Source organism: Flavobacterium ardleyense (genome assembly GCF_042686085.1).
Lineage (GTDB): Bacteria > Bacteroidota > Bacteroidia > Flavobacteriales > Flavobacteriaceae > Flavobacterium > Flavobacterium ardleyense.
Genome location: NZ_JBHUOL010000012.1, coordinates 84,678 through 109,141, shown reverse-complemented (window position 1 = coordinate 109,141; position 24,464 = coordinate 84,678). Strand labels below are relative to the sequence as shown.

Below are 24,464 nucleotides of genomic sequence, written 5' to 3'. Positions count from 1 at the left end.
AATAAGCAGTGTTTTGTGGTTCAGTAATATTGTGTTTATTTTGATTTATGTGTATTTATTTTCTAAATATTACAACATTTTATTCATAATTGTCTTGTAAATAATATATTTTGTTAACTTTGGAAGATTAATCAAACTATAATAAAACTTTAACACAATGAAAAAACTTTTACTTTTTTTCATGTCGATTTTCTCCTTGTGTAGTTATTCACAAGTATTAACGGAGAATTTTGACGCGACAACTTTCCCCCCAGCCGGCTGGGCTGTTTTCGATAATGGAATCGGAACAAATCGATCTTGGGTTAGAACGCCTAATGCATCTTTGACTTATAATTCTTCCGCTGGAGCAGCTTATATGCAAGGAGAAAATGTAACTGACGGTTCAAAAGCTATCGACTGGTTAGTTACTCCTTTGGTTACTGTCCCTGCTGATGGTCAATTGCGCTTTAGAACGCGCGAAGGACGAGTTGGAAACTATGGAAGTAGTTATTCAATTAGAGTTTCTACAACTTCTCAAAATACTGCTGGTGATTTTACAACTGTTAAAACTTGGACAGAAGCTGATTTAGTAACGACATTTAATATTTACGAACAAAAAGTTGTACCCTTAACTAGTTATATAGGACAAAGTGTTTACATAGCTTTTGTGATGGAAAATGATAATGGGGATCCTTGGTTAATTGATAATGTATTTGTGGATTCTAAATGTTTAAATCCTACAACGTTAACAACAACTGCTGTTCTTGCTACATCTGTAAATTTAGGATGGAACAATCCTAGCGGAGCGACTTTATGGGATATAGAATGGGGACCTACAGGTTTTACGCAAGGAACAGGAACTATAATTACAGGTGTGACTACTAATCCCTATAATTTAACGGGCTTAAGTCCATTAACTTCTTATGAATACTATGTTAGGGCAGTTTGTAGTGAAGACAATCCTAGCGTTTGGTCAACATCGAAATTATTTGTGACAACCGCTGCGCCACCTGTTTGTGGTGGGAACTTTGTAGATAACGGTGGTGCTGGAAATTATTTAAACGGTTCAAATCAGACGGTTACAATTGTACCAGTTAATCCAACTGACAAAGTAACAGTGACTTTTACTTCTTTTGATGTGGAAGAGCGATGGGATGCTTTATATGTTTTTGATGGGAATTCTGCAGCAGCACCTCAAATTGCAAGTACTAATCCTGCAGCATTTGTGCCTGGTGGTTTAGCTGGTGGTTATTGGGGGAACGTTTCTCCTGGCCCTTTTACATCGACTGCGCCTGATGGAAGTTTAACTTTTGTATTTAGAAGCGATACTTCTGGACAAAGACCAGGTTGGACTTCTAACATTACCTGTGGACCACCACCAACTTGTCCAAGACCGACGGCGCCTACTATTTCTGCAATAGGACAGCAACAAGTTTCAGTAAACTGGGTGGAAAATGGACCAGCAACTCAATGGCAGGTTTTAGTATTGCCAGCTAATGCTCCAGTGCCCACAGCCGCAACTCCAGGGTGGCAAACTACTTCTACTAGACCTTACGTTTATACAGGACTTAATCCAGGAACTTTTTACAAAGCTTATGTAAGATCAATTTGTGTGGCAGGAATAGATGAGAGTCCTGTTTCTTTTGGAACAAGTTTTGCAACACAAATAGTGAATGATGAATGTATTAATGCTGTGACTGCACCTGTTAATAGTAATGCGTCTTGTTTGCAAACTGTGGGTGGTACAATTACAGGAGCAACTGCAAGTTTACCCGCAAGTAACTGTTCAGGTACTTCAAATGACGATGTGTGGTTTAAATTTACGGCGACTTCAAATATTCATTTCGTTTCTCTTATAAACGTTGCAGGGAGTACTACAGATTTATATCATGTGGTTTATTCTGGAACTTGTAATAATTTAACAAGATTATATTGTAGCGATGATAATAGCAGTACTGCAAATAATTTAGTAATTGGAGAAACATACTATATAAGAGTTTATTCTTATTCCAGTACTGTAGGTCAAGATACTGTTTTTGATTTATGTATTGGAACGCCTGTATCTTGTTCTGATTCTTCTGCATTCTGTGGTGATGTTGGATTGGTTTATCCAAATTCAGTGAGTACGCCTGGCTATGGAGCAATAGGATGTTTGAGTTCAACTCCAAATCCTTCTTGGTTTTACATGCAAGTAAACCAATCAGGTACTCTTAATTTTCAAATAGCGCAAACTAGCGCAACTACAGGTGGCGGACTTGATGTCGATTATATCGTTTGGGGTCCTTTTACACCAGAACAATTTGCAACATCATGTAATAATTTATATGGTTATCCACAAGGTAATACAGGGTTTCCAAACAATGTAGCATCTTGTAGTTATTCTGCGGTTTCAGTTGAAAATTTCACTATACCTAATGCAATTGTTGGTAATATTTACGTTGTTTTAATTACTAATTATAGTAATAGTGTTGGTACAGTAACTTTCACGCAAACTGGCGGAACAGGAGCAACTGATTGTAGTATTGTTTGTAGTTTGGATCTAGGTCCAGATCAAGTTTTTTGTGATACACCTAGTTATCAGATTGTGTCGTCAAATGCTACTGCAGATAATTACGCATGGTATCTTAATAATGTTTTAATTAGCGGAGTTAATACAAGTTCTATTACAGTTTCTCAAACTGGTACTTATAAATGTGTTATTACTTGCGGAATTAATCAAGTTGAGGATGAGATAGTTTTGACCTTTAACACTTCAACAATACCTACATTTGATGCTATAGTACCAATTTGTGAAAACACAACTGCGCCGGTTTTAGCCACAACTTCAACCAACGGAATCACAGGAACATGGTCTCCTGCAGTTGTTAGTAATGTAAATTCTGGAATTTACACTTTTACTCCTACCACAGGACAATGTGCATCACCAATTGATGTTTCAATTACAGTGAATGCTAAAACTGTGCCATCATTCGTTTCTTTAGCACCTGTTTGTGCTGGTGATGTTGCGCCTGTGCTTCCTTCAACTTCAAATAATGGCATTACTGGTTCATGGTCTCCTGCAATTGTAGATAATATGAATTCGGCGACTTACACATTTACGCCAGATACTGGTCAATGTGCATCAGTAGCGACATTAAATGTGCAAGTATTAGCAACATGTACGTTTGGTACAATTGCAAGTGCTGTTCTATTAGATAATTGTACTACTACACCAAGTGGAACATTTTTCAATACTACTTCAGGTTCACAAGCTATTGGAGCTGCAACCGATATTTTTCCAAATAGCAATTTAGGGACTTACGTTCAAGCTTCTGGAAATCTTATGTTTAATGGAGCAGAATTAAGAACTTTCAAAACAATAACTTCGAACGTTTGTAGTGCAAGATTAAATTATAGAGTTTATGAAGCTTCTGCAACTCCAGGAGCATTTACTATCGTTAATCTATCATTACTTGAAGATTGTACGGCGGGTACATATCCAACTGGAGGAGCTTCATGTTTAACTGGAGATCAAAGATGGCAAGAAGTTACTGCAGCTATTGATTTAACAGCTAATGCACCGGGTAATTATATAATTGAAGTTTATTACGATGTAACAGGTGACAATGATAATCCAACCGAATGTGATGATTCAATTGTGCTAGATAATGGTGGAGCTTATTACGTTGCAACGTTTTCTATACAGGCAACTCCATCGTTTGCTTTTGTTAGTCCAACAACTTGTAATGGAACTCAAGGGGCTATAACAATCTCTGGATTTACACCAGGAAATATTTACGGAGTATCTTATATGCAAAATGCAGTGGCGGTTGGTCCGAATAATTATACTGCAAATAGCAATGGAGATATTTTAATTTCTAATTTAACTGCAGGAGCTTACACAGGTTTTAACTTTGCTATTAACGGTTGTACTATTACTGATGCTATCGTTATCACTTTAGTTGATCCAATTTATAATCCAACGTTTAATCAAGTAGGGCCATTCTGTGTAGGAGATGCAATCATTTTACCAACTACTTCTATTGAAGGTTATACAGGGACTTGGTCTCCAGCAGTTGATAATACGCAAACGACAACTTATACGTTTACTCCAACTGCAGGACAATGTGCAACAGTTAATTCAACTTATGTTGTTACTGTTAATCCAGCGCCTTCATTAACTAATTTACTTTCAAATTCTCCAATTTGTTTTGGTGGAGATGCAGTGTTTACAATAACTGGAACTGCAAACACAACGGTACGTTACAAAATAGGGACTGGAACAGTACAAACAGCAGCTGTGGGTGCTTCTGGTTCTGTAGCTATTACCGTTCCTGCGCCAGCTGCTGGTGATGTAATTTTAACCTTAGTAAATATTGATAATGGAACTTGTATTACTACTTTAAGCAATACAGCAACTGTTGTTGTAAAACCTTTACCATCAGTTACTAGCTTAACACCAGTTAGCTCTTCTGTATGTTTAGGAAGTAATGCTGAATTCACAATTGAAGGAACGCCAAATGGGACGGTATCGTATCAAGTGAATTCTGGAGCAGTTGAAACGGCTTCACTTAATGCTTCAGGTCAAAGCGCAACAATTACAATCGCTAATCCAACGGCAGATGTAGTAATCGAATTGATTGATATTATAGACGGAACATGTACGACATTAGTAAACAATACAGTTACTATTAAAGTCGTTTCTGTTCCGTTGCCTACGATAAGTATTACTTCTTTACCAACATGTGCAGATCAAACAGCAGATTTTGAAGTATTATCTCCAATTAATTCGATGTTAAATGTGCCAGGTAATTTATTTATTTCAGAAATAACTGATGCTGCTTCAGGCTCTTTAACTTATGTGGAAGTTTATAACGGCACAGGAGCAACAGTAGATTTAAGTAATTACAAATTAGTAGTTTCTACAAACGGAAATTTACCATCTGCTGCATGTACTATGCCTCTTTCAGGAAACTTATTGAACAATGCAGTTGTTGTAATTAAACTTAGTACTAGTCCAAATGAAGCTGGAGTAGTTCCAGATTTGAGTTTTACGGCATGTTCTGGAGTGAATAATAATGATCAAATTGTTTTAACTACTAGTGCTGATGTTTTAATTGATGTTTGGGGAATTAATGGAACCGTATTTACTCCAGGAGTTGGTTATACCTATAGAAGAAAAGCTACTGCATTATTGCCTAGCATTATATGGGATGCAACTGAATGGGATTTACTTGATCCTGAGGATTATTCAGACGTTGGTTCTTACACTTTATATACTACAAATTATGAATATATTTTAAGTGACGGCGTTACAACGACTACCCAATCGAGTACATCTTATACGGATGTTGCAACGGGTACTTATACAATCATAGCGCATGATTTAATTACCGGATGTTATTCGCCACCATACGAATTTACAATTGACGCTGCTGTATATAGTAATCCTGTTACTGCGTTTACTTATGACACTCCAGTTTGTCTTTCGGATGTTGTTAATCCTATGCCAGACACTTCGATAGTAGATTTTACCGCAGGAGGTACTTTTACAGGAAATAGTTCAAACATAGTTATTGATCCTTTAACAGGTGAAGTAGATTTGTCTTTAAGTGTTGCGGGAACTTATACGATTACATATACGTTGCCTGTAGATGTTGCAAACTGTGTAAATGGTGAGTCTAGTCAATTCGAATTTGTAATTAGTGCTTACTTAGTTCCAACATTTGATAGCGTTGAAGTATGTTTGGGTTCTCAATTTGTATTGCCAGCTAAATCTAAAGAAGGTTACGAAGGGTCTTGGTCTTCTTCTGCAGATGTTTCAACGGAAGGAACTACAACCTATTATTTTACGCCTACCACTTCAACTTGTAGTGAAGTTGGAGAATTAGTTTTGACTGTTAAACGTTGTACAATTCCTAAAGGTGTTTCGCCTAATAATGACGGTATAAATGACACTTGGGATTTAACAGGTTTTAATGTTAGTAAAGTTGAAATCTTCAACCGTTACGGTACAAAAGTTTACAATAAAACAGACTATATAAAAGAGTGGTTTGGACAGTCAAATAATGGAAATGAACTTCCAGACGGAACGTACTACTATATGATTGAGTTCAAAGATTCTCCTGCTAAAACAGGTTGGGTATATATTAATAGAGAGAGATAATATTTGTTAAGTCACCTCTAAAAAAATAGAGGTGACTAACATAAAATAAATATAAAAATAATGAAGAAACTATATTTAGTAGCTTTAGCTGTAATCGCCTCGTATGGGGATTTGCACGCACAACAAGACCCACATTATACACAATATATGTATAATATGAATGTAATAAATCCTGCTTATGCTGGTAGTAAAGAAAACCTATCGATAGGGATGTTATATAGAAAACAATGGGTGGATATTGAAGATGCGCCTACAACCTTTACACTTTCAGGTCATTCACCTGTAGGGAAAAACGTTGGATTAGGACTGTCTGTTATTTCGGATAAAATTGGGCCTGTAGAAGAAAATAATATTTATGGAGATTTCTCTTATACGCTTAATTTAGGAGGTGAGCATAAATTAGCTTTTGGTATTAAAGCTGGTATTACGCTTCATAAAGTAGGATTGTATAGCGATATTTACAACACACTTCCACAACCTAGTGATCCTGCCTTTGCAGAAGACACGAACAATAGTTATTTTAACTTAGGGTCAGGTTTGTTCTATTATACAGATAAGTATTATGTTGCATTCTCAGTTCCAAATATGATGAAATCAAAACATTTAGATTTTGATGGACGTGAATATGGATCAGAAGCATCACATTATTTCTTAACTGGAGGGTATGTTTTTGACTTAACTGACAATGTTAAGTTTAAGCCTTTCTTTATGGTGAAATCTGCATTTAATGCACCGACCTCGTTTGATGTGTCAACAAATTTCTTATTTAATGAAAAGTTTGAAGCTGGTTTAACTTATCGTCTAGATGATAGTTTTGGTGCAATGGTTAATTATGCAATTACACCAAGTCTTAAGATTGGATACGCGTATGATCACATCGTTTCTGATTTGAAAATTACGACACCTTCTTCTCATGAGTTTATCTTACTATTCGATTTGAATTTCTCGAAAAAGGTATCAAGCTCACCAAGATTCTTTTAACCTAATAGCGATAACGACATGAAAAAAATATATTTAACATTGAGTTTTGTAATCGCAACTAGTTTACTAAGTGCGCAGAACAAAGACACCAAAGCTGCAGATAAATTATTTGATAGATACGAATATGTAGATGCAGCAAATGAATATTTAAAATTAACTGAAAAAGACAAAGGAGATAGCTATGTTTACAACCAACTAGCCGAAAGTTATTATAATGTTTTTAATACTAAAGAAGCAGTAAAATGGTTCGCAAAAGCTATAGAAACGAAACAGGACGCTGAAACTTATTACAAGTATTCTCAAATGTTAAAGGCCGAAGGAAATTATACCGAAGCTGATAAGCAAATGAAGAAATTTGTAGCTATGGCTCCAAACGACCAAAGAGCAAAATCATTCAACGCCAACCCAGAATACTTGACCGCTTTACAAAGTCAAGTAAAGATGTATAACATTGGAAAATCCGATATAAACAGTATTCATAGTGATTTTGGTGCAGTTTTAACTAACGACAGAAATGTATATTTTGCAAGCGCTAGAAATACTTCAAGAAAAACTAGTAATTGGAATGATGAACCTTACTTAGACATTTATAAAGCTACATATAATGCAAATGGTACTATTAGTGAAGCTACTGCTGTTGCTAATATAAATACAAAATGGCATGATGGACCCGCGGCTGTATCTTCAGACGGTAATACAATTTATTACGGAAGTGAAAGTTTTAACGAAAAAGAATACACAAAGGATAAAAAGAAAAAAGCAAAATTTGGTAAAATTTATCTATACAAAGCGACTAAGGATGGAGATTCATGGTCAAATAGTAAGCCATTACCATTTAATAGTCCCGCCTATGATGTGAGAAATCCTAGTATTAGTAAAGACGGTAAAACACTATATTTTTCGTCTAATATGCCTGGTGGTCTTGGTGGAGATGATATATGGAAAGTTTCTGTTGATGGCGATACTTATGGAACACCTGAAAATTTAGGTGCAAAAATCAATACGGAAGCTAACGAAAGCTTTCCATTCATTACGGATGATAATGTGTTGTATTTTTCATCTAATGGAAAACAAGGTTTTGGAGGCTTTGATGTATTTAGCATTGATTTAGCTAAAGGAGAAGAAGCTATGAATGTTGGTGCTCCTGTAAACTCTTCGAAGGATGATTTCTCTTTTACATTTAATACTGTAAACAATGTGGGTTTCTTTTCTAGTAATAGAGACGGTGTTGACAATATTTACGTAGCTAATCCAATATGCGGTGTTCAAGCTGTTGCTTTAGTGAAAGATGCTAAAACAGGAAAATTGCTTGATGCTGCTAAAGTAGTTCTAGTTGATGGTGATGAAAAAGTACTTGATATCCAATTTGCAAATTCTGAGGGTAAATCATCATTTGCTGTAGAATGTGACATGGCTTATAATTTCCAAGTATCAAAACAAGGATATGAAAGTGGTGTTTTTGCAATTGCTAAGACTAATGGAGGAAAAGTTGTAATTGAAGCTTTGCTAAACCCAATTTTACCTATTATTACAGAGAAAGAAGTCATTCTTGAGCCAATATTCTTTGAATTCAACAAAAGCAATATTACAAAGGAAGGTGCTGAAGAGTTAGATAAGTTAGTTGTAGTTATGAACGAACATCCTACTATGGTGATTTTTGCTAAATCACATACAGATAATAGAGGAAGTGATAAATACAATATAAATTTATCAGACAGAAGAGCTAAATCTACTGTTCAATACTTAATTTCAAAAGGAATTGAAAAAGAAAGAATCTCAGGACAAGGTTTCGGAGAAATTGAACCTAAAGTAATGTGTGATGATTGTACTGAAGAAGAACATGCTCAAAACAGAAGAAGTGAATTCTTAATCGTTAAGAAATAAACGATTAAAATAGCACGATAACAAAAAAGGCTCTGAATTTTCAGAGCCTTTTTTTATTAAAATTTATATTGAATCCCTACTCCGAGCATTTGTTTTATTTGAGTTTTTGGTCCTTTCGTAACTTGAACTCCCGCGACTTCTTCCTTGAACTTGATGTCATCATCATAAATTAAACGCATTCCAATGTTTGCTTTTACGTATTCATTTACAACCATTGCAAATTGTAATTCCCAGTCCACATCAATGTTTCCGAAGTTGTTTGCATAGTCGGTATATAAACTAATGCGATGCTCTAAGTCAATGTTTTTATATACTTCCTTCTTCCATTGATTGGTTATTAAAATACCAACTTCGGTACGGGTATTTTTACCTTCTTTAAGTAAATCTCCATTTAAATCATAGACCGCTTTTTCTACCCCAAAAGCACCTTGATTCGCTAAGCGTTGATCAAAAACTAAAGTCGTTTTCATAGTTAGTGGAGATGCGTAGATATTCAGATCTAAATCTTTTCTAGAATATTCACTTCCAACCCCAAGAAAAATGTAGGCAGGTGCAAAAGCTCTTGATATCGCTAAATCAGTATTTGGATAGGCATATCCATTCGCGAATTGGGTATTGAAATTAAATTTCCCAGCATAGTACCAATTCGAAATTGTATCGGTTCTGAAACCAAAAGTTGAGTTTAACTGAAGTTGATCGTCAGTCTTCTTCATAACTTGAGACTCCTGCTTGTTGATACCATAACGCGTGATTAATTCGTTCTTCCAGTTTAAATTACCGTTTGTGTATGTTCTAATAAATTGTGTCTTTATAAGTCCTGAAACAGAGTTGTTTCCTCCGGCATTCCAGTTTACAAAGGCAATTTGAGAAATGTCTAATCCTATTTTATTTTCTTTTGTCCAATTTGAGATAGAGTCAGGGATTTCTGTTCGGATGATTTGTGCATAGTTGGTTTGAAATGCTAAAAAGAAGATACCTAATATTAGGTAGGCATTTTTAATCATGTTGTATAATATTAAATAATTGAATTAAACTTTGAACGTCAATTTTACAAATTTGCTGCAGTTCTAAAACCGTACCTTGTTCAATAAAAAAATCAGGAATCCCTAAATTAATACACGGTTTTTTTAGATTGTTTTTGGTGATAATTGAATTGATTTGTTCGCCAAATCCACCTTTTATGGCTCCATCTTCAATAGTGATAATTTGCTGATGTAAGCTTATAATGCTTTTTATCTCAATTTCATTTAACGGTTTGATAAACGGAAAATGATAATGTGAAAATAAATTTGAATTTTCAATTGTAGCCAATGCTTTTGTTACATTGTTTCCAATTGTTCCCGTAGAAAAAATAGCAATTTTACTACCTTTTTGAATTTCTTTTAACTGTCCAATTTCGATTTTCTCGAAAGGTTTTTGCCAAGCTATAATTTCGCCTCTTCCTCTTGGATAGCGTATTGCAATCGGATGATCTAAACCTTGGGAAGCAGTAAACATCATATTTCGTAATTCTATTTCGTCTTTTGGAGAAGCAATAATTAAATTTGGGATGCAATTTAAAAAGGCAATATCAAAAACGCCGTGATGTGTGGCGCCATCTTCTCCCACTAAACCGGCTCTGTCAACACAGAAAATGACTGGTAAGTTTTGCAAAGCCACATCATGAATGACTTGATCGTAAGCTCTTTGAATAAAAGTGGAATAAATAGTACAAAAAACAACCATACCTTGAGTCGCCATTCCGGCCGCTAAAGTAACTGCATGTTGTTCCGCAATTCCAACGTCGAAAGCTCGTTTTGGAAAAGCATCCATCATATATTTCATCGAACTTCCAGAAGGCATAGCTGGAGTAATTCCGATTATTTTCTCATTTGTAGTAGCTAATTCTACCAAAGTGTGTCCAAAAACATCTTGAAATTTTGGAGGTAAATGCGATTCGTCTTTTAAATGAATTTCGCCTGTTTTTGCATCAAATTTTCCGGGTGCATGGTATTTGACTTGATCTTTCTCTGCTAATTGTAATCCTTTTCCTTTTGTGGTAATTACGTGCAAAAATTTAGGACCTTTTACTTTTTTTAAACGTTCTAATTCCAAAATTAACTTTGGCAGATCATGCCCGTCAATTGGACCCGAATAATCAAAATTTAAGGATTTAATAATGTTGTTTTGTTTTGGGTTTTTTCCTTCTTTAACTGCTGTTAAATAGTTTTTTAAAGCACCAATACTTGGGTCGATTCCAATAGCATTGTCATTTAAAATCACTAATAAATTTGCGTCGGTAACGCCAGCATGATTTAAACCCTCAAAAGCCATTCCGCTCGCAATTGAAGCGTCACCAATAACTGCAATATGTTGTTTTTGATCGTCTCCTTTTAATTGGGAAGATAAGGCCATTCCTAAAGCTGCAGAAATAGAAGTTGAGGAATGTCCCACGCCAAAGGTGTCGTAAATACTTTCACTTCTTTTCGGGAAACCAGAAATACCATTTAATTCTCTATTGGTATGAAAAACCGCACGTCTTTCTGTAAGAATTTTATGGCCATAAGCCTGATGACCTACATCCCAAACTAATAAAGCTTCAGGTGTGTTGAATACATAATGAAGCGCAATTGTCAATTCTATAACACCTAAACTTGCGCCTAAATGACCTTCTTTTTTGGAAATAATATCAATGATAAATTCCCGCAATTCTGTAGCTAACTGTGGAAGTTGATCTATAGAAAGCTTTCTTAAATCTTTGGGGCTGTTAATATAGGAGAGAATTTCGCTTTGCATTTGATTTGAAAAGGCAAATTTAAGCTTTTGTTTTATATTACTCTATTTTAATTCGAATTGGGTAAGTGATTTTAACACTAACAGTTAAGCTTTTAATTTTAAACTGCCCAATCTGCTTAATCATTTAAAGTTTTATGTTTTTGGAAATTTTAGTTTTGAAGTAATAAAAGTTATAAACTCAAAATAATTGTTTGATGCTTTTTATGGTACTATTTGCCAATATAAATTTGTACTATTTGAATTGAAATTTTTGCTTGCTAGCTAAAAAAAAATAAGTTTTAAACTAGTTTAACTGTAATACGCTATTCTTCATCAATAGCAATTTCACCTGTAATCATAGGAGGTTCCGCTACTTTCTGTGTTTTTAAAACTTTAGTAGGTTCAGGTTGTTCGCAGATTACCATGCCGAGCTTCGTGACTTCACCGGTTTTTTCGACCTGAATAACAGAATCTTTTGGTTTAACAATACTATCTTGTATAACAACAATCTCACCTAGAGGCTGACTATTATTGTTCACATCTTTACAGCTCAATAATGTAGTTCCCATTGTAATCAATAGCGCAAGTAGAAACATGTTTCTAAACGATTTTTGTTGCAATAAGATTTGCTCAGGAATCTCTATTTTTAGAGCGTGTAACTGATCGCTTTTGAATCTTCCACAAGTTTTAACAGCTGTGTTGTTTTGAAAATAATTTGTAATTTCTGCATCTGAACTTTTGGTAAAATCAATTACCGTTTTAGAACAAGATTGGCAAAATCTGCCCATTTCTTCAGGTAACATCGCATTCCAGTTTTCATTACACGGTTTTGGAATTGAAATAGAAATCTTTTTCATAGCTATTGAGTTTAATTTTCAACCGCAATTATTATTCCAAAAATAATGTAACTTTGAATTATGATAGATGTTTTTACCGATGTATATTTTATGAAGAAAGCACTGCAAGAAGCAGAAATTGCTTTTGAGAAGGGGGAAATTCCTGTAGGAGCTATAATTGTTGTGGCGAATAAAGTAATTGCGCGCACTCATAATTTAACAGAATTGCTTCATGATGTTACAGCGCACGCCGAGATGCAAGCCATTACAAGTGCGGCGAATTTTTTAGGAGGCAAATATTTAAAAGATTGTACTTTATACGTCACATTAGAACCTTGTCAGATGTGTGCTGGCGCTTTATACTGGAGTCAAATCACCAAAATTGTTTATGGTGCAACAGATGAAGCGAGAGGTTTTCAGAAAATGGGAACGCAATTACATCCAAAAACCCAAGTCGTTTCAGGGATTTTAGAAAAAGAATGTGCAGAATTAATGCGAAATTTTTTTAAATCAAGAAGATGATATTTGTAAGATTAGGTTTAAAATTATTTTATATCTTTAAACTTTAATTATAAAAATCAGATTTAATGAAATTCAAAAACTATATCCAGCTAGTATTATTATTAATTGTGGGTTTTTCGTGTGGTAAAAAGACGGAAAATTTCAATTCAAATTTTAATCTATACAAAGACTATATACTTAATTTTAGTTCTGGATTAGTTTCTACTAAAACTGATGTTAGAGTTGTCTTAGCATTTGACAACAAAGAATGGAAACCTAATCAGGAGCTAGATAGTGATCTGTTTTCTATTAGTCCTAAAGTAAAAGGTAAAGTTGTTGCGCTTTCAGCGAATACAATTGCATTCATTCCTGCAGAGCGTTTAAAGCAAGACACTGAATATCAAGTTACTTTTCATTTAGATGAGGTTAAAGATGTGCCTAAGGAATTGAAAAAATTTCAGTTTTCTCTGAAGACGATAAAGCAAGATTTTGTAATTAAGACACAAGATTTACAATCATATAGTAAAGAATATCAGTATTTAAACGCTACAATTTCGTTTAGTGATGACATTGATTTAGAGTCGGTTATTAAATTGTTTAAAGTCAATCAAAACGATAAAGACTTGAAAATTAAGTTTAATAAAGAACAATCGAGTTCTAAAGAATATAAATTTATCATTGATAGCATCCAGCGCAAAGCCGAGGACAGTGAAGTTAATATTTCTTGGAATGGAAGTTCTTTTGATATTGAGCAAGAGGGAACAATGGATTTTGAAATCCCAGGTAAAAATAATTTCAAGGTAATCTCAGCCCGTCTTCAAGAAGATAACGCTCAGGTGCTATTGCTAAACTTTTCTGATCCCATTAAAAAAGGTCAAGAATTAGATGGATTAGTCCAAATTCAATCTGCTACAAATTTAAAATTCGCTACAGCCGGAAATCTTTTAAAAGTCTACTTCAGTGAATCCTTAAAAGGAGAATTATTAGTTGAAGTTTTTCAAGGGATTCAAAATGAAGAAGGCAATAAGATGAAATATGATTTTTCTGAGTCAATAATTTTTGATCAGGTAAAACCAGAAATTAAATTTGTGAAAAGTGGTACAATATTGCCAAGCTCAAATAATTTAAAAATTAATTTTGAAGCTGTAAACCTAAGTGCTGTTGATGTAAAAATATATCAAATATATAAAAATAATATTCTTCAATTTTTACAGTATAACGAACTAAACGGAAATCAAAACCTTAGAAATGTTGCGCTTCCAGTAGCGAAACAAACCATAACCTTAAAGACTAATAATTTAGTTAATTATGGCGAATGGAATACATACGCAATAGATTTATCTAAAATAATCGCTGTTGACCCGGGTTCTATTTATAGAGTTGAGCTGAGTTATAAACGAAAGTACTCACTTTACAAATGTGCTAACGCAAGTGTTGAGGAGGATGATGATGAAGATACAGTTGATAAGGACGAAGTACGCAGCAATCAAAACTATTATTATGATGATTATTACTACTATGATGATTATAACTGGGAAGAAAGAGATAATCCATGTGACAAATCGTACTATTTTAAAAGTGCTGTTTCTACAAATGTAATAGCGAGTGATTTAGGTGTAATAGTAAAAAGAGGTGAAAATGGTTCTTACTTCTTTACCGTTAATGATATTGTTACAACTGATCCAATTTCTGGAGCTACAATCGATGTATATAATTTTCAGCAACAAAAACTAACAACCATTAAAACTGATGGCGAAGGTTTTGCTATCGCTGATTTAGATAAATACGCATATTTTGCAATAGTTAACAGAGATCATAACACCACATATATTAAATTAGATGAAGGACAATCACTTTCTGTAAGTAACTTTGACGTTAGTGGTGAGCAACTTCAAAAAGGTTTAAAAGGATATATTTATGGCGAAAGGGGCGTTTGGCGTCCTGGTGATACATTGCATCTTTCTTTCATGTTAAATGATAATGATAGCAAATTAGAAAAAACACATCCTATAAAGTTTAAATTATCAAATCCACAAGGAAAGGCATCCTATACTGCGGTTCAAAAGTATAATGAAAACAATCACTATAAATTTTCTATAGCTACAAAAGATACTGATATAACTGGAAACTGGGAGGCAAAAATCACAGTCGGCGGTGCTCATTTTTATCAAAGTGTAAAGATTGAAACGATTAAGCCAAATCGCTTAAAAATAAAAAACAGTTTTGCTGATGGTGTTTTATCAGGTAATAAACCAAACGTTGGAACAATTGATGTCGCTTGGTTACACGGAGCAATTGCGAAAAATTTGAACGTTGAAATGCAGGCAAAATTTATGCCGCAAGTAACTGCTTTTAAAGGCTTTGCAAATTATGATTTTGATGATGAAGTTCGGAAGTTTTCAACCGAAGAAGTGAATGTTTTTTCAGGGAAAGTAGATGATTATGGAAGAGCTAAAGTGGTTATTCAACCCAAAGTCACAAATCAAGCGCCTGGGAAATTAAAAGTAGTTTTTCAAACAAAAGCTTACGAAACGGGTGGGGATTTTAGTACAGATGTTGTTACGGCTTCGTACTCACCTTTTAAAACTTATGTAGGAATAAAGAGTCCAGAGCCAAATAAATACGGAATGCTGGAAACGGAAAAAACGAATCGCTTTGATATCGTTACCGTTGATGAAAATGGAAGTCCGAAAGCAGTAAGAAATTTAGATGTTCAAGTTTATAAAGTAGATTGGCGTTGGTGGTGGAACAGTTCAGATGATGATTTGTCAAGATATAATTCATCTGAAGTGACTACGGCTTATAAGAACTTTAACGTTAGCACAAACGCATCCGGAAAGGCAAGCGTGCAATTTGAAGTTTCGGAAAATGATTGGGGAAGATATTTAATCCGTGTTGTAGATAACGATGGTGGACATGCAACCAGTAAAGCAGAAATTATAGATTGGCCTATATGGTCTGGGAAAACAAAAACAGGTAATGCTTCTACAGCTAACATGTTAGTTTTTACTTCTGATAAAAAGAAATATGCTGTGGGTGAAAAAGCTATTGTTTCTTTTCCTTCTAGTGAGGAAGGACGTGCTTTGATCTCCATCGAAAATGGTTCGAAAGTGATTTCGTCTTTTTGGGCTATGACAAAAAGCGGAGAAACTAAAGTTGAAATTCCAGTAACGGAAGCAATGGCTCCAAATGTATATGTAAATATTTCATTATTGAAACCACACGCTTCAAGTTTAAATGATACACCAATTAGGATGTATGGAATTTTACCTATTGAAGTTATCGATAAAAATACGGTACTTCAACCGCAAATTGCTATGGCAGGTGTTTTAAAGCCCGAAACGAAAACTACTATTAAAGTTAGTGAGAAGGATGGTAAGGAAATGACTTATACTATTGCAATTGTTGATGATGGTTTGTTGGATCTAACACGATTCAAAACACCAAATGCGTGGGATAAATTCTATGCAAGACAAGCTCTTGGCGTAAAAACTTGGGATATTTATGACGAGGTAATTGGGGCCTATGGTGGAAAGATAAATCAGATTTTCAGTATTGGTGGAGACGAGGATTTAGGTGCCGGAAGTGCTAAAAAAGCCAACAGATTTAAGCCTGTAGTAATATATTTAGGACCTTTCAAACTTAAAAAAGGCGAAACAAAATCGCATACAGTAAAAATACCTAATTATATCGGATCAGTTCGAACAATGGTTGTTGCGGGAGATGCAAAAACAAATGCTTATGGAAGTACAGAAAAAACTACTCCAGTTAGAACACCTTTGATGGTGTTAGCATCTGTTCCACGAAAGATTTCGCCTAATGAAAAAGTTACGTTGCCAATTACGGTTTTCGCAATGGAAAATCATGTTAAAAATGTTACCATTCAAATAAAAACTAATAATGCGATTCGTGTAATTTCTCCATTGAAGCAAAATTTAACGTTCAGTTCGCCTGATGAAAAAATGGCTTATTTTGATTTAGAAGTCGGAAATGTACTCGGCATTGGAAAAATTGAAATTATTGCTACTTCTGGAAATGAAAAAGCAACTTATGAAGTTGAAATCGATGTAACGAATCCAAATCTGGTAACAACTGATTTTGTTGATGTTGTTGTGGAACCAAATTCAAGTCAAACACTCGACTGGAATACCTTTGGTGTAAACGGAAGTAATACGGCTAGGGTTGAAGTTTCTTCTTTCCCTACAATCGATTTTAATTCGAGAATTCAATATTTGATTCAATATCCGCACGGTTGTGTGGAGCAAATTACTTCGGGTGTTTTTCCTCAATTATATCTAGCTGATGTGATGGATATCGACAACACGAGAAAAGATGCAATGCAAAAGAATGTAAATGCTGGAATTCAAAAATTAGGAAGTTATCAATTGGCAAATGGCGGTGTTTCTTACTGGCCAGGAAATAGTAATGCGGATGATTGGGGAACTTCTTATGCAGGTCATTTCCTTTTGGAAGCTGAGAAAAAAGGTTATGTTATGCCAATTGGATTCAAACAAAAATGGATTTCTTACCAGCAATCTGAAGCAAAAAAATGGCGTTATTATCAACAATATCACAATGATTTCGCGCAAGCTTATCGTTTATATACGTTGGCTTTAGCGGGAGCTCCAGATATGGGATCAATGAACCGTTTGAGAGAAACTTCAGGAATTTCGAACGAATCGAAAGTCAGATTAGCGGCAACGTATGCTATTACAGGTCAAAAGAGAACGGCTTTGGCTTTATTAAGCGCAACTTCGGTTGCTGATACTTATGATACTTATTACTATTATGGTTCTATGGATAGAAATAGAGCAATGCTTTTAGAGACCTATTTATTGGTTGGTGATAATCAAAAATCGTTTGACTTAGCTACAAAAATTGCTAGTTCGTTGTCGTCTAAAAATTACATGAGTACGCAAACAACTGCTTACTGTTTGTATGCAATGTCAAAATTTGCTATTAAAAATGGTGGAAAAGGAATTAATGTTTCTTATGCAAATAATGGAAAAACGGAAGTTGTAACTTCAACTAAATCAATTGCGGATAGAAAGTTAGTGGTCAAAAACGGTTCTAATTCCATCACAATAAAAAATAATAAAGACAATACGGTTTATGTCCGAGTTATTAATACAGGAATTTTGCCTGTGGGCGAAGAAAAAGTGATGCAAAACAATTTAGCCGGAAATATCACTTTCAAAACTAGAAACGGAAATACAATTTCATTAGATAAAGTAACGCAAGGAACTGAAATTGTAGCGCAAATCACGATTAGAAATAATTCTAATGACGTGCTTGAAAATGTGGCGTTAGCGCAAATAATTCCATCAGGATTTGAAATTATGAATTCACGTTATACCGATTTTGGTGAGTTTGCTCAAAACAAAGCAGATTATATTGATATTCGTGATGACAGAAGTTATTTTTATTTTGGACTTCGACCTAATGAATCGCGAACATTTACAGTATTGTTGAATGCAACATATTTAGGAGATTACTATTTCCCAGGTATTCAATGTGAAGCTATGTATGATAATAATTACATAGTAAGAACCAAAGGACAATGGGTGAAAATAGTAAAAGATTAACTTTCAAAACGGACTGGGTCAAAAAGCCAGTTCGTTTTTTTAAAAACAATAAAATTAAAACTACCATCATTCTCATTTTGATGGTAGTTTATTTCTTTTCATTACCCCGTCAATTATTTGAAAACAACTACGCAACCGTTATAGAAAGTAATAAGGGTGATTTATTAGGTGCGAAAATCGCCAAAGATGGGCAATGGCGTTTTCCGGAAAGTGATAGTGTTCCAGTAAAGTTTAAAGCTTGCATTCTTGCATTTGAAGATCAGCATTTTTATCAGCATTTTGGTTTCAATCCCGTTTCTATGTACAATGCTTTTTTACAAAATCGAAAAGCGAATAAAGTAGTACGTGGTGGAAGTACATTAACGCAACAAGTCATCAGATTACACAGAGATGGAAAAAGCAGAAGTTATTTTGAGAAAGTAATTGAAATTATATTAGCTACGCGATTGGAATTTAGGCATTCTAAAGAAAAAATTTTACAACTATACGCTGGTCACGCTCCTTTTGGGAGTAATGTTGTGGGTTTAGAAATGGCATCTTGGCGTTATTTCGGTTTGCAATCTAACCAATTATCATGGGCTGAATCGGCTACTTTGGCGGTTTTGCCAAATGCTCCAAGCTTAATTTATCCGGGAAAAAATCAAGAAAGATTACTAAACAAACGAAACCTTTTACTTAAGAAATTATACACAAATAAGGTAATTGATAAAGAAACCTATGAATTATCATTGCAAGAAAATTTGCCTCAAAAGCCTTTTGATGTGCCTCAAATTGCACCTCATTTATTAGAGAAAGTTGCCAAGACGAATCGTGGTGAGAAGATCAAAACAACAATTGACACGCATATTCAAGAACAAGCGAATGAAATAGTCCGACAGTATTATAACTTATACAAGCAAAACCAAGTTTATAATATTTCTGTTTTAGTTGTTGAGGTTAAAACTAGAAATGTTGTTGCCTATATTGGAAACAGTCCCACGGATAAAAATCATCAAAAAGATGTCGATATTATTACGGCTCCAAGAAGTACGGGAAGTATTTTAAAACCTTTTTTATATGCTTCGATGTTAGATGATGGAGAAATTCTACCTCAAACATTAATTCCCGATATTCCAACACAAATTTCGGGCTATTCGCCTCAAAATTATAATCTTACTTATGACGGAGCGGTTCCAGCTAGTAGAGCTCTATCAAGATCTTTGAATATTCCTTCTGTTTTAATGCTTCAAGAATATTCTGTGAATAAGTTTTATGAACAACTGCAGAAGTTAAATTTGAAAAACATCAACCGACAACCTTCGAATTATGGACTGTCGTTAATTTTAGGTGGTGCTGAATCCAATCTGTGGGATTTATGCAATGCTTACGCCTATATGTCGAGCACGTTGAATCATTTCTATAATAACAACAATGAGTATCGAACCACAGAAATGGGCAAGCTAAACATTGATTTCAACGTTAAAACAGATTTTGGAAAAACAACACGTCAGAAAAATGTATTTGGTGCGGGAGCTATTTGGCAAACTTTTAATGCAATGAAAGAAGTGAACCGACCACAAGGCGATGAAGCTTGGCGTTTTTATGATTCGTCATTAGAAATTGCATGGAAAACAGGAACAAGTTTTGGAAGTAGAGATGCTTGGGCAATTGGTGTAACCAAAGAGTATGTGGTAGGAATTTGGGTTGGAAATGCAACGGGTGAAGGAAGGCCAATTTTAACGGGAGTTGAAAGTGCCGCACCTATTTTATTCGATATTTTTCATCTATTACCCAAATCAAAATGGTTTGAAACGCCTTATAATGATCTAGAAGAAGCAAATGTTTGTAGTGTTTCAGGTCATTTAGCACAAGAAAATTGTCCATCTATAAAACAATGGATTCCAAAAACGGCTAAGAAAACAGCAAATTGTTCATTCCATAAATTAATTCATCTGGATAAAAGCGAACAATTTAGGGTGAATGCAGCTTGTGAAAGTGTCGATAATATGGTAGCGAGAGCTTGGTTTGTTCTACCGCCAATTATGGAATGGTATTATAAAAACAATAATCCTAATTATTTGACTTTGCCGCCGTTTCGTCCGGATTGCGAATCCAATTCATCCGATAAAGTGATGGATTTTATTTATCCAAAAGCAAAGACTAGAATTATTTTAACTAAGAATTTTGAAGGAAATATACAGCCTGCAATTTTTAAAATAGCCCATATCAGTAGGGAATCAGAACTTTTCTGGTACTTAGATGATGTGTATTTAGGAAGCACAAAAACATTTCACGAAAAAGCAATTAGTGCTAAATCTGGTTTTCATTTGGTAACAGTAATAGACGAGTTAGGAAATGAAATTGTTAGAAAGGTAGAATTTGAGTAATAAAAAAACCGCTATTCAATTAAGAGTAGCGGTTTTTTTTCAGGATAAATCCAGTATTATTTTACTATAATTTCATGAACTTCTTTATCGAAGAAATGATATTCTAGAAACGTGTAAGCGTCACGAGGTATGATTTTCACCCATTTCTTATGTTCGAAAAACCATTTCGAACGTAATGATGGAAAACCTTTTGTAAGGTATGCTGCCACAAATGGATGTACATTAAGTACAATTTTCTTGTGGTCTTTTACAATGCGTTCAAGATCAGACGCAATCTTGTCAATAATTAATATTGGAGCTTCAATTTCCCCTTTTTCATTGTTAGGGTCTTCTTCTCTGGTTTTAATATTGACTTCTGGTCTAACTCTTTGTCTAGTAATTTGAATTAATCCAAATTTGCTAGGAGGCAAGATTTTATGCTTGGCCTTATCGTCACTCATTTCTTCTTTTAAGAAGTCATATAGTACTTTACGATTTTCTGGGTTTTGCATATCAATAAAATCGACTACAATAATCCCGCCCATGTCTCTCAGACGCAACTGTCTAGCAATTTCTGCTGCGGCAATCATGTTAACTTCAAGTGCAGTATCTTCTTGGTTAGTTGCTTTGCTTGAACGGTTTCCACTGTTCACGTCAATTACGTGTAAAGCTTCAGTATGTTCAATAATCAAATAAGCACCTTTACTCATGGATACTGTTTTTCCAAAGGACGTTTTTATCTGTCGTTCAATGTGATATTTCTCAAAAAGAGGTAAGTCTTTTGATTGATAGTGTTTAACGATAGACACTTTATCCGGAGCTATTTCTTGCAAATACTCCTTCGTTTCTAAATACAAATCTTCATCGTCTACATTTATGCAAGTAAATGTATCATTAAACACATCTCTTAGTATTGACGAAGCTTTGTTTAATTCACCTAGTACTTTTGATGGATGTTGAGCTGTCTGTAAACGTCTGCTCATCGATGACCATCTTTCTATTAGGGTTTGTAGATCTTTATCAAGTTCGGCTACTTTTTTGCCTTCGGCTACTGTTCGCACAATAACACCGAATCCTTTTGGTCTAATAGATTGAACCAGTCGCTTTAATCTATCTTTTTCTTCTCTAGATTCTATTTTTTGAGAAACAGAAATTCGATCTGAAAAAGGAACTAAAACCACGTATCTTCCTGCTAAAGAAATCTCAGAACTAATTCTGGGACCTTTTGTAGAAATAGGTTCTTTTACTACTTGAACTAAAATCGACTGATTAGGGCTCAGAATATCTGTGATAGCACCATCTTTGTTGATTTCAGGCTCAAAAGGAAAATTTTTGAGTGAATAATCTTTTATTTTACCTGCGCTTACAAGTTTTATGAACTTCATCATAGAAGGAAGATTAGGACCTAAATCATGATAGTGTAAAAAGGCGTCTTTTTCGTAGCCTAAGTTTACAAAAGCAGCATTCAATCCAGCAACTGGTTTGCGAATTTTGGCAATAAAAATATCACCAACTGCAAAGTTGCTTTGTTTTTCTTCTTCTTTGTGTAATTCAATTAGTTTTCCATCCTTTAATAAGGCAAAATCTACAGCGTCTGAACCTGATCGAATAATTAATTCTTTGTTCATGCGGCATCTTTTTATCCATACTCTTAAAGTAAGAATTAAGAAAGTTGAAGTTAGAATATTCTAAATTCCCAATTCTAAATTTCTAATTCTAATTGTACGAATGGATTAAACAATAATTTTTTACAGGATTTTTTCCCGGTAACCAACATAAGTTGATTAATTTCAATGAACTTTTTCTTAAAAAAGAAAAAAGTAGTTTTAAACTACTTTTTCTTTTTATGACGGTTAGCTCTCGCTCTTTTCTTACGCTTGTGAGTCGCTACCTTATGTCTTTTTCTTTTTTTACCACTTGGCATAACGTGTTGGTGTTTAGATTAATAATTTATTTTTATACTGTAACTTCTGTCTTCTCTTTAATGCTTTCTACAAATACTTTTGCAGGTTTAAATGCAGGAATGTTGTGTGCAGGAATTTTGATTGTAGTGTTCTTAGAAATGTTTCTACCAGTCTTTTCCGCTCTAGTTTTGATGATAAAACTTCCAAAGCCTCTTAAGTAAACATTGTCACCAGTTTCCAAAGAATTTTTCACCTCATCCATAAAAGTCTCAACAGTTGCTTGAACATCTCCCTTTTCAAGTCCTAATCTCTCTGAAATTTTCGCTACGATATCTGCTTTCGTCATTTTCTTTCGTATTTATATATTGTGTATTTTTTTGAGTGTGCAAATATAAGGATTAAAAAAATAATAAATCAATCATAATTGATTAAATTTTAAATAGTAAAGATTTATTTTTGCCAATCAATATAAAATTATGCAATTTTCTAACTCTTTAGTTCAATGGTATTTACAAAATAAGCGTGATTTACCGTGGCGAGACACCACAAACCCGTACTTTATTTGGTTGTCAGAAATTATGCTGCAACAAACTCGCGTGGCGCAAGGATTACCTTATTTTATATCTTTCATAGAAGCATTTCCTACTGTTTTTGACTTGGCAAATGCAGAAGAAGAGCAAGTTTTGAAATTATGGCAAGGTTTGGGCTACTATTCCCGAGCAAGAAATTTACATGGAACCGCTAAATATGTCGCTAATGAATTAAACGGTGTTTTTCCAGATAATTACAGTGAATTGTTAAAATTAAAAGGAGTTGGCGAATATACAGCAGCCGCAATCGCATCTTTTTCGTATGATGAGCCAGTAGCGGTTTTAGATGGAAATGTATATCGGGTTTTGAGTAGGTATTTTAATATGGATAATGATATTTCTGATTCCAAAACAAAAAAGGTGTTTCAAGCTTTAGCTCAAGAATTAATATTAAAGGATAGGCCTGCTTTGTTTAATCAGGCGATTATGGAATTTGGTGCTTTACAATGTGTTCCGAAAAGTCCAGATTGCGAAAATTGTATTTTTTCTGATTCATGTGGTGCATTGCAATATAAAAAGGTAGGAGAACTTCCCGTGAAAAGTAAGAAAACGAAAGTGACTAATAAATACTTTAATTATTTGATTCTTAAAGATGTTGATGGTAAATTTATTGTTCAAAAACGTGAAGGAAAGGGGATTTGGGAAAATTTATATGAGTTCCACTTGTTAGAAACGGATGTTTTAATGGAGCCAAATGAAGTAGAAGATCAATTCGAAACTATGAATTTCTTCGGACAAAAACCAGTAGAATACTTTGTTTTTAATGACGAAGTTATCAATCATAAATTGTCGCATCAGCACTTGTTTATCCGATTTTTTTTACTGCGTTTTGATGTCAAATTGCCTGATTCCAAATCTCTTACTGAAATACAAAAGTTACCTTTTCCAATAGTAATTCATAATTTTATGCTTTCGGATTATTTTAATTCGCATTAAATTATTACTTTTGATCAACCCAAT

General features: G+C 34.3%; 12 protein-coding genes. 7 read left to right on the top strand and 5 right to left on the bottom strand.

Annotated features, from left to right (window positions below; translation table 11 throughout):
* The first annotated feature begins 157 nt into the window (after nt 1–157).
* From ACFSX9_RS06220 to ACFSX9_RS06210, 3 genes are read left to right on the top strand one after another with little or no spacing between them, the layout of a single operon-like run.
* Complete coding sequence (locus ACFSX9_RS06220) at nt 158–6,124, top strand: T9SS type B sorting domain-containing protein (RefSeq protein ID WP_379805749.1); 5,967 nt, start codon at nt 158–160, stop codon at nt 6,122–6,124.
* Nucleotides 6,125–6,184: 60 nt separating this feature from the next.
* Nucleotides 6,185–7,105 carry a PorP/SprF family type IX secretion system membrane protein gene (locus ACFSX9_RS06215; RefSeq protein ID WP_379805747.1) on the top strand — a complete coding sequence of 307 codons (921 nt, stop codon included), beginning with the start codon at nt 6,185–6,187 and terminating at the stop codon, nt 7,103–7,105.
* 18 nt (nt 7,106–7,123) lie between these two features.
* Entirely contained in the window at nt 7,124–8,989 is a 1,866-nt protein-coding gene (locus ACFSX9_RS06210; protein WP_379805745.1) for an OmpA family protein, read from the top strand.
* 56 nt (nt 8,990–9,045) lie between these two features.
* Here ACFSX9_RS06210 and ACFSX9_RS06205 read toward each other — a convergent pair whose 3' ends face one another.
* The 3 genes from ACFSX9_RS06205 to ACFSX9_RS06195 all read right to left on the bottom strand — a co-directional run bounded on the left by ACFSX9_RS06205 (nt 9,046) and on the right by ACFSX9_RS06195 (nt 12,600).
* Nucleotides 9,046–9,993: a DUF3078 domain-containing protein gene (locus tag ACFSX9_RS06205; RefSeq protein ID WP_379805743.1), complete on the bottom strand. Its 948-nt coding sequence runs from the start codon at nt 9,991–9,993 to the stop codon at nt 9,046–9,048.
* Entirely contained in the window at nt 9,986–11,764 is a 1,779-nt protein-coding gene (locus tag ACFSX9_RS06200) for a 1-deoxy-D-xylulose-5-phosphate synthase (RefSeq protein ID WP_379805741.1), read from the bottom strand. The genes ACFSX9_RS06205 and ACFSX9_RS06200 overlap by 8 nt, the downstream gene beginning before the upstream one ends.
* 302 nt (nt 11,765–12,066) lie before the next feature.
* Nucleotides 12,067–12,600 (bottom strand): hypothetical protein, encoded by a 534-nt coding sequence (locus ACFSX9_RS06195; RefSeq protein ID WP_379805739.1) that lies wholly within the window; start codon nt 12,598–12,600, stop codon nt 12,067–12,069.
* 60 nt (nt 12,601–12,660) lie between these two features.
* Here ACFSX9_RS06195 and ACFSX9_RS06190 point away from each other — a divergent pair, with 60 nt between their 5' ends.
* From ACFSX9_RS06190 to pbpC, 3 genes are all read left to right on the top strand, one after another.
* Nucleotides 12,661–13,101 carry a nucleoside deaminase gene (locus tag ACFSX9_RS06190; protein ID WP_379805737.1) on the top strand — a complete coding sequence of 147 codons (441 nt, stop codon included), beginning with the start codon at nt 12,661–12,663 and terminating at the stop codon, nt 13,099–13,101.
* A gap of 65 nt (nt 13,102–13,166) precedes the next feature.
* A complete protein-coding gene (locus tag ACFSX9_RS06185) occupies nt 13,167–18,665 on the top strand; it encodes an alpha-2-macroglobulin family protein (protein ID WP_379805735.1) in 5,499 nt (1,832 codons plus the stop codon).
* Entirely contained in the window at nt 18,641–21,031 is a 2,391-nt protein-coding gene (gene pbpC, locus ACFSX9_RS06180) for a penicillin-binding protein 1C (RefSeq protein WP_379805733.1), read from the top strand. The genes ACFSX9_RS06185 and pbpC overlap by 25 nt, the downstream gene beginning before the upstream one ends.
* Nucleotides 21,032–21,087: 56 nt before the next feature.
* Here pbpC and ACFSX9_RS06175 read toward each other — a convergent pair whose 3' ends face one another.
* Together ACFSX9_RS06175 and ACFSX9_RS06170 are read right to left on the bottom strand one after the other, a co-directional pair.
* The gene (locus ACFSX9_RS06175; protein WP_379805731.1) at nt 21,088–22,638 is read right to left on the bottom strand and encodes an Rne/Rng family ribonuclease; all 1,551 of its coding nucleotides are present in this window, start codon (nt 22,636–22,638) and stop codon (nt 21,088–21,090) included.
* 328 nt (nt 22,639–22,966) lie between these two features.
* Nucleotides 22,967–23,260, bottom strand: coding sequence for an HU family DNA-binding protein (locus tag ACFSX9_RS06170; protein ID WP_379805729.1), 294 nt, complete (start codon nt 23,258–23,260; stop codon nt 22,967–22,969).
* A 130-nt stretch (nt 23,261–23,390) separates the two neighbouring features.
* Here ACFSX9_RS06170 and mutY point away from each other — a divergent pair, with 130 nt between their 5' ends.
* A complete protein-coding gene (gene mutY / locus ACFSX9_RS06165) occupies nt 23,391–24,440 on the top strand; it encodes an A/G-specific adenine glycosylase (protein ID WP_379805727.1) in 1,050 nt (349 codons plus the stop codon).
* Nucleotides 24,441–24,464: the final 24 nt, after the last annotated feature.

Coding starts and splice junctions, on each gene's coding strand:
- mutY (WP_379805727.1), top strand. CDS start 23,391: ATGCAATTTTCTAACTCTTTAGTTCAATGGTATTTACAAAATAAGCGT.
- ACFSX9_RS06195 (WP_379805739.1), bottom strand. CDS start 12,600: ATGAAAAAGATTTCTATTTCAATTCCAAAACCGTGTAATGAAAACTGG.
- ACFSX9_RS06170 (WP_379805729.1), bottom strand. CDS start 23,260: ATGACGAAAGCAGATATCGTAGCGAAAATTTCAGAGAGATTAGGACTT.
- ACFSX9_RS06185 (WP_379805735.1), top strand. CDS start 13,167: ATGAAATTCAAAAACTATATCCAGCTAGTATTATTATTAATTGTGGGT.
- ACFSX9_RS06220 (WP_379805749.1), top strand. CDS start 158: ATGAAAAAACTTTTACTTTTTTTCATGTCGATTTTCTCCTTGTGTAGT.
- ACFSX9_RS06190 (WP_379805737.1), top strand. CDS start 12,661: ATGATAGATGTTTTTACCGATGTATATTTTATGAAGAAAGCACTGCAA.
- ACFSX9_RS06215 (WP_379805747.1), top strand. CDS start 6,185: ATGAAGAAACTATATTTAGTAGCTTTAGCTGTAATCGCCTCGTATGGG.
- ACFSX9_RS06210 (WP_379805745.1), top strand. CDS start 7,124: ATGAAAAAAATATATTTAACATTGAGTTTTGTAATCGCAACTAGTTTA.
- ACFSX9_RS06200 (WP_379805741.1), bottom strand. CDS start 11,764: ATGCAAAGCGAAATTCTCTCCTATATTAACAGCCCCAAAGATTTAAGA.
- pbpC (WP_379805733.1), top strand. CDS start 18,641: ATGGGTGAAAATAGTAAAAGATTAACTTTCAAAACGGACTGGGTCAAA.
- ACFSX9_RS06175 (WP_379805731.1), bottom strand. CDS start 22,638: ATGAACAAAGAATTAATTATTCGATCAGGTTCAGACGCTGTAGATTTT.
- ACFSX9_RS06205 (WP_379805743.1), bottom strand. CDS start 9,993: ATGATTAAAAATGCCTACCTAATATTAGGTATCTTCTTTTTAGCATTT.